The sequence below is a fragment of the Bradyrhizobium sp. 147 genome, from assembly GCF_023073935.1.
GTDB lineage: Bacteria > Pseudomonadota > Alphaproteobacteria > Rhizobiales > Xanthobacteraceae > Bradyrhizobium.
Map to the genome: position 1 here is coordinate 341,604 of NZ_JADPKL010000077.1, position 7,849 is coordinate 349,452.

The window sequence follows — 7,849 nt, forward strand, 5'->3', positions numbered from 1 at the left end:
CTTCAGCCGATCATCTCGGCCTTGGTGGCGGCCTGGCCCGGTACGTCCCGATCGCGCCAGAACCAGACGGTCACGACGCCGGAGCGGCCGCGGACTTGCGTGAGCAGGGGGCCTGACAGGATGCCGTCGGGAGCGCCGTGGAAGTCGGCGGTGTTCAGCAGCGTATCGCTCAGCGCAAGCCGCGCGCAGTTCCGGGCGGCGACCTCCATCAGCCGGCTAGCGACGTTGACGGTATCGCCGGTCGCCGTGATGTGCTGGTGGCTTTCGCCGAGGCGGGAGGCGACGATCTCGCCGAAATGCGCGCCGATCTTGAAGCCGAGCTGATGTCCGATGGCAGGCGCCAACGAGGCGATCCAGCGCTCGACGCCACGATGCAGGTCGATCGCGCATTTCAGCGCCCGCGCCGCGTCATCGGGCATTGCGCGCGGCAGTCCGAACAGGATCATGGCGCCATCGCCGAGAAAGCCGGTGATCAAGCCGCCGCAATCGGCTGCGGTCTTGTCCAGCAGCGCGTGGAATGCCTTCAGGATGTCCTGGAGCGCGTCCGGATCGGTCCGTTCGCTCAAGCCTGTGAAGCCGGAGAGATCGATGAAAACCACGGCGGCGTCTTGCCGAATGGGCTTGGACAGGAAATTCGGATCGTGCGCCAGCCAGTCCTGCACCGCCGGCGCCTGGAATTGCGCCAGCGACCTGCTCTTGGCGGCGAGATATTGCGTGCGGCGGCCTCCCGCCCACAGCTGCACGCCGGCAAAGACCGCAACCGGCGGCACGGCCGCGGCGAGCGTATTCGCGGCATTCAGCCAGACGCCGTGGGTGAACGCGAACAGGTTCAGCCCGGCCCAGGCGATCACCACCGCGGCCGCCGCCATGATGCCGAGCGCGCTGCGCCGCCAGGCAAGCAGGCCGACCAACAGCATTGGCAGGAGCATCGCGCCGAATGCGTCGGCGGCATGCACCCTGCGGTCGCGCACGATGCCGTCGCCGGCGACGAGGTGGGTGATTGCGGTCGCGACCACCTCGACGCCGGGCATCAGCGAATCGAACGGCGTCGGGTAGAAGTCGCCGCCGCCGGCGACCGCGGCGCCGATCACGACGATCCGGTTCTCGATGGCGGCGCGGTTGAGCGTGCCGTCGAAAATACTCTGCGCGCTGACGGTGCGGATGGTGCGGCGCGGGCCGTAATAGGTGATCGGCAGCGCGAAATCGGTATCGGTCGGCACCACGCGGTCGCCGAGCCTGAGATGATCCGGCGCGATCGTCAGCGGCTTGTCGAGCGCGCGGGCCGCCACGCGCAAAGGAAACGACAGCTCGACCTTGTCGGCCGTCCGGAACAGCATCGGCACCGAGAGCGGCGAGCCCGACTGTCCCGTCGCGACGTTGACGACGCCGACCTCGGCATGCTCGGCGAAGGCGGGCAGCGGCAGCAGGAAGCGCTCGGCCTGCGGCAGGACCGCAAGGGGACCTTCGCTGCTCGGCGCTACGGTCTCGCTGTCGGTCGGGAAGATCGCCGCCGCCGCGAGCACCACCGGACCGGTGGCGAGCGTGTTGGCGAGGGTCGCATCGCCGATCGCGGCGCTGCGGTCGACCAGCAGCAAGTCGATCGCGATGACCTTCGGCTTGAATTGCACAAGGGTGTCGACGACGCGGGCGAGATCGGCCCGGGGCAGCGGATAGCTGCCGCCGCGCTTCACCACAGTATCGTCGATCGCGACGATGGTGACGAGATCGGGCGGGCGCTGCACGCCGCGGACCTGGGTCCGCCAATCCGTCAACGTCGCTTCGAGGCGGTCGAGAAAGCGCAGATGGCCGTTGGCGTGCGCGGCAAAGATGCCCGCGCCCCATAGCGCGGTGAGAACGAGTGCCACCAGGATCTGAACGCGTCGGCTACGCATGCGGTCGGTTTGCAATCTTCTACTGTCCAAATCTTATTGAGCTGAGCCTTATCGACCCAGCCCTTATTGTCCGAGTCGTGCCATCAGCGCGTCGACGCGCGGCTGGCCCCACGTCTTGACGGTCAACGGGCCGGTTGCCTCGACATCGACCCCTTCGCCAGGTCCGAGCACGACACCGCGTCCACGAGCCCTGCGGGTCACGCCGACGCGGCCGCCAGCGACGAACACGGAGGTCTTGGCGTCCGCGACATCGACCGCCCATTTCGTGCCGCGCACCGCTGCGATAGCTTGCGGGGTCAGCACCTTGAAGGGATTGCCGCCGGGCTTCTTGGGCACCTCGATCAGCAGGGCTTTGCTGCTCAACTCCACGGAGTCTATATGTCCGTCGCGGTTGGCGTCCTTTAGTTCAAATCGGGCGCCGTTTTCCGCAACGATCGTGATGCCGTTGTCGCAGCGCCAAACTTGCGTGCCCGCGGCCGACGGCGATGCCGTACAGCCCGCATTGGCAGCAGACTGTGCCTTTGCAAACCCAATCAACAACAATAAACACGCCAGGGCGCAAAACCCGGCGCGCGAAAAGCCTCTCATGCCTGCCTCCGTTTGCGTGCTCGGCACAGTTCAAGGCGATGTTGATACGGTACCGTATCACACGCAGAGGCTGCCGAAAAGTACTGGGTTAGGAGCTATTTTCTCGTCGGGGCGATTTCCAGGCCGGCGCGATCAACTTTAAGTCACGGCGCGTGAGCACCTCCGTCCGCGGTGCGTGACCTGCATGAGCCGTTGCCGCGACTGGCCGGCTTGGGCGCGGCGGGAGGCCACCAGCCTCGCAACCCTTCGGCGCTATGGTCAGACCCAGTTTTGATGATCACGAAAAGGGCGTTGTTGGGTGCGTCTTGGCTGCGGGCGGAGGCGTCGGGTGGCCGGCCTGAACCGGTCGAGAATCATGGTTAACAACTTCGGCTAAGACCGTAATTCTGCGGGATTTTTTCCCGAAATGGGACGACGTTAACGAGTTGCCCCACATCCGCCTGAACTTAATCTGCATTTAACTAAAAGTCGCCTTAATGACGCTCCGACCCTCTGCGAGATGCTGGTCCCGGATCGTGACCAGCGGCGCTTCGAAGGGGGACTGAGTGACACCGTCCTGGACGCAAGGCGAATGAGTACGAGTATCGCTGCGCAGAGTAACGCGGCACGGAAGTCCAAGAAATTCTCGAAGAATTATTCGCGGAAATCTTCCCGGAAAATGACCACCCGTAATTGGCTCGGCGCCGCGGCGATCGGCTGCATCGTGATTGGCGCCGGCTGGACCATTTACAACAACATCCTCGGCGCCAGCGTCTATCCGACCGTCGGCAACAGCCGCTACGACGAGCCCGTGATCAAGCGCGCACCCAAGGTGGTGCTGCGCGAGGCGGGCGAGGCGGTCAAGGAAACCTTCGCGCTCCTGCCGGACCGGTTGCAGGTGGCCGCGCCGATCTCGCGCGAGATGTTCAACGAGCGCTTTGCCGCAGCTGCAACGCAAGGCGTGGCCTCGAACGCGGCCAGCGCCGCGCCTGCCGCGCCCGCAATCAGCGTTGCCGAGGCCAAGGACGCCATCAAGGATGCGTCGAAGGAAGCCGCGAAGCCGAACGTGATGGCGAAGGTCGCGGACGCGCTGAAGCCGCAGGGCTCGGCCAAGATCGTGGACGCTGCCAAGGCCAAGCGCGCTGACGCAGGTGTGCAGCTGGCCTCGGCCGATCCGGCCGAGATCGTGCCGGCGCCCGAGGCTAAACCAAAATCCTTCGCCGATCGCGCCAAGGCCGCGGTGATGTCGATCACCGGTCCGCGCCAATCGATGGTCGAGAAACTCTGGGGCAAGCGTGAGCCGTCCGGCGGGCTCTTGGCGTATGCCTCGGCCGATGCCAGCATCACAGCGTCCATCGCGCCGAAGGAGCAGAATCCGATGTTTGGCGGTGCGCCGCCCTATGAGCGCGACACCGCGGTCTACGACATCACCGCCAAGACGGTTTATCTGCCCGATGGCACCAAGCTCGAGGCGCATTCCGGCCTCGGCTCCAATCTCGACGATCCGCGCTCCCAGCGCCAGCGCATGCGCGGTGTGACGCCGCCGCACATCTACACGTTGAAGCCGCGTGAGGCGCTGTTCCACGGCGTGCCGGCGCTGCGCCTGACCCCGATCGGCGGCGAGAGCGCGATCTACGGCCGCGACGGCCTGCTCGCGCACACCTTCATGCTCGGTCCGAACGGCGATTCCAACGGCTGCGTCTCGTTCAAGGATTATTACGCGTTCCTGGACGCCTACCGCAACAAGGGCATCCGCAAGCTCGCGGTGCTGGCGCGGGTGGAGTGAGACGCGGTCAACTCGCCATCGTCTTGCGCAGCGCCATCTCGGTCGCGATCGCCTCACGCACGGCGGGCCGCGCCTGCATGCGCCCGAGATAGGCCGCCAACGATGGCCACTGCGCGATATCGATTCCTGCGTGACGGAGCAGCAGCAATGCCCAGGTGAGATGCGCATCCGCAACGGTGAAGCGCTGACCGACCAGGAATTCGCGGTCCGCCAGATGCGCTGATGGCACCGACAATGTCTGCACAATTCTAGCGCGCGGCTTGGCGAGCGAGCCGTCGTCCTTGTACCAGAAGGCCGGAAACAGGAACGCCTTGTGGATCTCGGCGCCGACGAAGCTCAGCCATTCCTGGAGGCGATAGCGGTCGGGATCGCCAAACCGGGGCGCAAGGCCCGCCTGCGGCTTCACATCGGCGATGTATTGCAGCACCGCCGCGCTTTCGGTCAACCGCTCGCCGTTCTCCAGGACGAGCACCGGCACCGCGCCCTTCGGCGACACATCGCGGAAGTCGGTGTCGTCGTCCACGACCCTCTTCGTCCAGATATGAGCAAGGTGATACTGAGCCTCGACGCCCGCCTCGATCAGCGCGATACGGCTCGAGAGCGAGCAGGCCATCGGGAAGAAATAGAGCTGCAGCATCGTGAACTCCTTCACGCCAGCGCATCACCGCGCGCGATGATTGCGAAGCGGTCCGAGAGCTCGGCCAGCGCGACCTCGTGGATGGTCCGGGCCTCCAGCGTACCGCCGCGGCCGTCGGGCAGATCACGCGTGGCGCAGGAATCGGCTTCGATGGTCGTGCGAAAACCGAGGTCGAGTGCGGCGCGGGCGGTGGAGCTGACGCACATGTGCGTCATGAATCCGGCCAACACGATGTTCTTGCGTCCGCTCGCGGCGAGCTGCGCCTGCAGGCCGGTGGCGGCGAAAGCGTTCGGCAACTCCTTCTCGATCACGCGCTCGTCCGCAAGCGGCGCGAGCTCGGCAACGATAGCGCCGCGATCGGCAGAGCGATCGAACAGGCCGCCGGGCTTGCCGCGATGGGCGATATGGATGATCGCAGATCCGCGCTCGCGCGCCCGCGCCAGCAGGACGCTCGCCCGCGCGATCGCAGGCTTGGCGTCCGGCAGGGCGAGGGGACCTGCGAGATATTCATTCTGGATGTCGATCAGCACCAGCGCGACGTCGTCAAGACGCGGCGGAGTGAGGTCCGCACCGGCGAGCTGCAGCAGGGTCTTTGCGGGCATCATGATCTTCAGAATCTCCAAGCGGTAAGGTTGGCCGAGCATAGCTCGTCGGCAGCCTGCCGATATGCAGGGAAATTGCAGCCGATGGCTGCGATATTGCAGGCCAATGCCAGTCGATGTAGCCTTGAAGCCATGAATTGGGACGACCTTCGCATCATCGCCGCGGTCAGAGACGAGGGCACCTATGCCGGCGCCAGCGCGCGGCTGCGGATCGACGAGACCACGGTCGGACGTCGGCTGGCGCGCATCGAACATGCGCTCGGCCTGCGCCTGTTTGAGGCTGCCGACGGTGTCCGCAAGCCGACCCGTCATTGCGAGGCGGTACTGGCGCACGTCCAAGCCATGGCCGCGCATGCCGCCGAGATCGGTCGCATCAGTGAGAGGATGCCCGGCCCGGTGGGGCGGCTGCGCATCGCCGCGACCAATGCGGTCGCCGAGGAGGTGCTGTCCCCGCATGCGAGCGAGTTCCTGCGCGCCAATCCCGGCTTAACGCTGCAATTCCTGACCTCGAGCGAGAACGTCAGGTTCTCGCGCTGGGAGGCCGATCTCGCGATCCGCCTGCGCAAGCCCGACAAGGGCGACTTTTCGATCTCCAGGCTCGGCGATATCCGCATCTACTATTTCGAACCGGTCGCGACTGAAGGCGAGCCGGTGCTATGCGCCTATCCGGACGAGCTCGGCGCCATTCCCGAGATGCAATTCCTGCGGACGAAGAAAATCCGCCCTCGCTGCGTGACCGACAATGTCCGCGTCATCCGCGCCCTGATCCGCTCGCATCAGGCCGCTGGCGTGTTGCCGGAGCACAGCTGCACCGACTTGCTCGGCGATCGCCGCCTGCGCGCCACGCTGCTGCCGAAACGCCGCGACGTCTGGCTGCTCGTGCAAAACCATCTCAAGCGCGACGCCGCGACACGCGTGACGATCGATTGGCTGCGGGCGTGTTTCACCGAACCTGCGCGGGGATAACCGAGAGCGTGTGAAAACCCGAAGGCTGCCCATGGGCGGCCTTCACATATCCGTTGTGTCGCCCTTGCGATGAATGCGTGGCCGCGCCTATGCGACCGAGAGCCGGGATTGCACGCGCGCGAAAGTTGCGTAGTCTCGCGACGGCTACGGACTTGATCAGGGCAGGTGCATGACCATTCAGGAAACATTCCGGCCGCGGTCGTCGGCGCAGTCGCGTGAATGGAAGGCGATTGTCCCGACGCTGATGGTCGGCGACTACGTCTTCGTCGCGAAATATGCCTATGGCTACGGCCGCTATTCCTTTCCTTTCGCGCCGTCCTGGATCTCGGGCCGCGTGTTCGCCGCTGAACCCGAATATGGCGACATCGTCGTGTTCCGGACTGCGAAGGACAGTTCGGTCGATTACGTCAAGCGCGTGGTCGGGCTGCCCGGCGACCGCATCCGCGTGCGGCAGGGTCAGCTTATCCTCAACGATCCTCCTGTGACGCGCGTCGCGCTCGAGCACGGGCTCGCAGGCATCGCCTGCGGTGTGGATGGCAGCTTCAAGGTCAAGCGCTGGCGCGAGACGCTGCCGAGCGGCGTGTCCTATGTGACCTATGACTGCATCGATAACGGCTTCCTGGACGTTACGGATGTCTTCACGGTGCCGCCGGGCCACTTCTTCGTGCTCGGCGACAACGCGACAATTCCACCGACAGCCGCATGATGTCGACGTTCGGTTTCGTGCCGATGGACAATCTCGTCGGCAAGGTGACGCGGATCTTCTGGTCGCTCGACGAAGACGGCGAGCCGCACATGGAGCGGCTGGGCAAGGTGAAGTGAGGCTGCCAGCATCCAGACGGTGTACGTGGCCGGATTGCGCTGCGCCCCGTCCGCTCGTCATTCCAGGCTCGCGCCCAAGAGGGCGCGCCCCGGAATGATGGTGGCGGGGAGTTGCCCCAAACAAAAACCCCGGCATCGCTGCCGGGGTTTCGCATGAGTTGTCTGCCTGAACGGCCGATCAGAAGTCCATGCCGCCCATGCCGCCGCCGGGCGGCATCGCCGGACCGGCGCCGCCCTTCTTGGGCAGCTCGGCGACCATGGCTTCCGTGGTGATCAGGAGCGCGGCCACCGAGGCTGCGTTCTGGATCGCGGTGCGGACCACCTTGGTCGGGTCGATGATGCCCTTCTTGACGAGGTCGGCATATTCGCCGGTCTGGGAATCGAAGCCGTAATTGTAGGCCTTGTTCTCCAGGATCTTGCCGACGATCACCGAGCCATCTTCGCCGGCGTTGATAGCGATCTGGCGAGCGGGCGCCGATAGCGCCTTGCGCACGATCTCGACGCCGGTCTTCTGGTCGTCGTTCTTGGTGCGCAGGCCCTTGAGCTGCTCGGAGGCACGGAGCAGGGCGACGCCGCC

At 65.5% G+C, this 7,849-nt stretch carries 7 protein-coding genes and 1 pseudogene; 3 read left to right on the top strand and 5 right to left on the bottom strand.

The annotated features are described in order from the left end of the window. Positions 1-2: 2 nt before the first annotated feature. Positions 3-1,892 carry an adenylate/guanylate cyclase domain-containing protein gene (locus tag IVA87_RS18370; protein ID WP_247334508.1) on the bottom strand — a complete coding sequence of 630 codons (1,890 nt, stop codon included), beginning with the start codon at positions 1,890-1,892 and terminating at the stop codon, positions 3-5. A gap of 63 nt (positions 1,893-1,955) precedes the next feature. Further along, the gene (locus tag IVA87_RS18375; protein ID WP_247296690.1) at positions 1,956-2,480 is read right to left on the bottom strand and encodes a FecR domain-containing protein; all 525 of its coding nucleotides are present in this window, start codon (positions 2,478-2,480) and stop codon (positions 1,956-1,958) included. Positions 2,481-3,138: 658 nt separating this feature from the next. On the opposite strand from IVA87_RS18375, the gene IVA87_RS18380 reads away from it, so the two are divergent. Further along, on the top strand, positions 3,139-4,245 hold the full coding sequence (locus IVA87_RS18380; RefSeq protein WP_247334509.1) for a DUF2778 domain-containing protein: 1,107 nt from the start codon (positions 3,139-3,141) through the stop codon (positions 4,243-4,245). Between the two features lie 7 nt (positions 4,246-4,252). Here IVA87_RS18380 and IVA87_RS18385 read toward each other — a convergent pair whose 3' ends face one another. Both IVA87_RS18385 and IVA87_RS18390 read right to left on the bottom strand, forming a co-directional pair. Continuing rightward, positions 4,253-4,882, bottom strand: a complete 630-nt coding sequence (locus tag IVA87_RS18385; protein ID WP_247296694.1) for a glutathione binding-like protein — start codon at positions 4,880-4,882, stop codon at positions 4,253-4,255. Between the two features lie 11 nt (positions 4,883-4,893). Further along, positions 4,894-5,487 carry a cysteine hydrolase family protein gene (locus IVA87_RS18390; RefSeq protein WP_247334511.1) on the bottom strand — a complete coding sequence of 198 codons (594 nt, stop codon included), beginning with the start codon at positions 5,485-5,487 and terminating at the stop codon, positions 4,894-4,896. Positions 5,488-5,616: 129 nt separating this feature from the next. Here IVA87_RS18390 and IVA87_RS18395 point away from each other — a divergent pair, with 129 nt between their 5' ends. Together IVA87_RS18395 and lepB are read left to right on the top strand one after the other, a co-directional pair. Further along, complete coding sequence (locus IVA87_RS18395) at positions 5,617-6,450, top strand: LysR family transcriptional regulator (RefSeq protein ID WP_247296707.1); 834 nt, start codon at positions 5,617-5,619, stop codon at positions 6,448-6,450. A gap of 244 nt (positions 6,451-6,694) precedes the next feature. Further along, positions 6,695-7,272 (top strand): annotated as a pseudogene (gene lepB / locus IVA87_RS18400) (signal peptidase I). 178 nt (positions 7,273-7,450) lie between these two features. Here lepB and IVA87_RS18405 read toward each other — a convergent pair. Beyond that, positions 7,451-7,849, bottom strand: a 399-nt coding sequence (locus IVA87_RS18405; RefSeq protein WP_035681572.1) for a TCP-1/cpn60 chaperonin family protein, incomplete at its 5' end; no start/stop codon positions are given.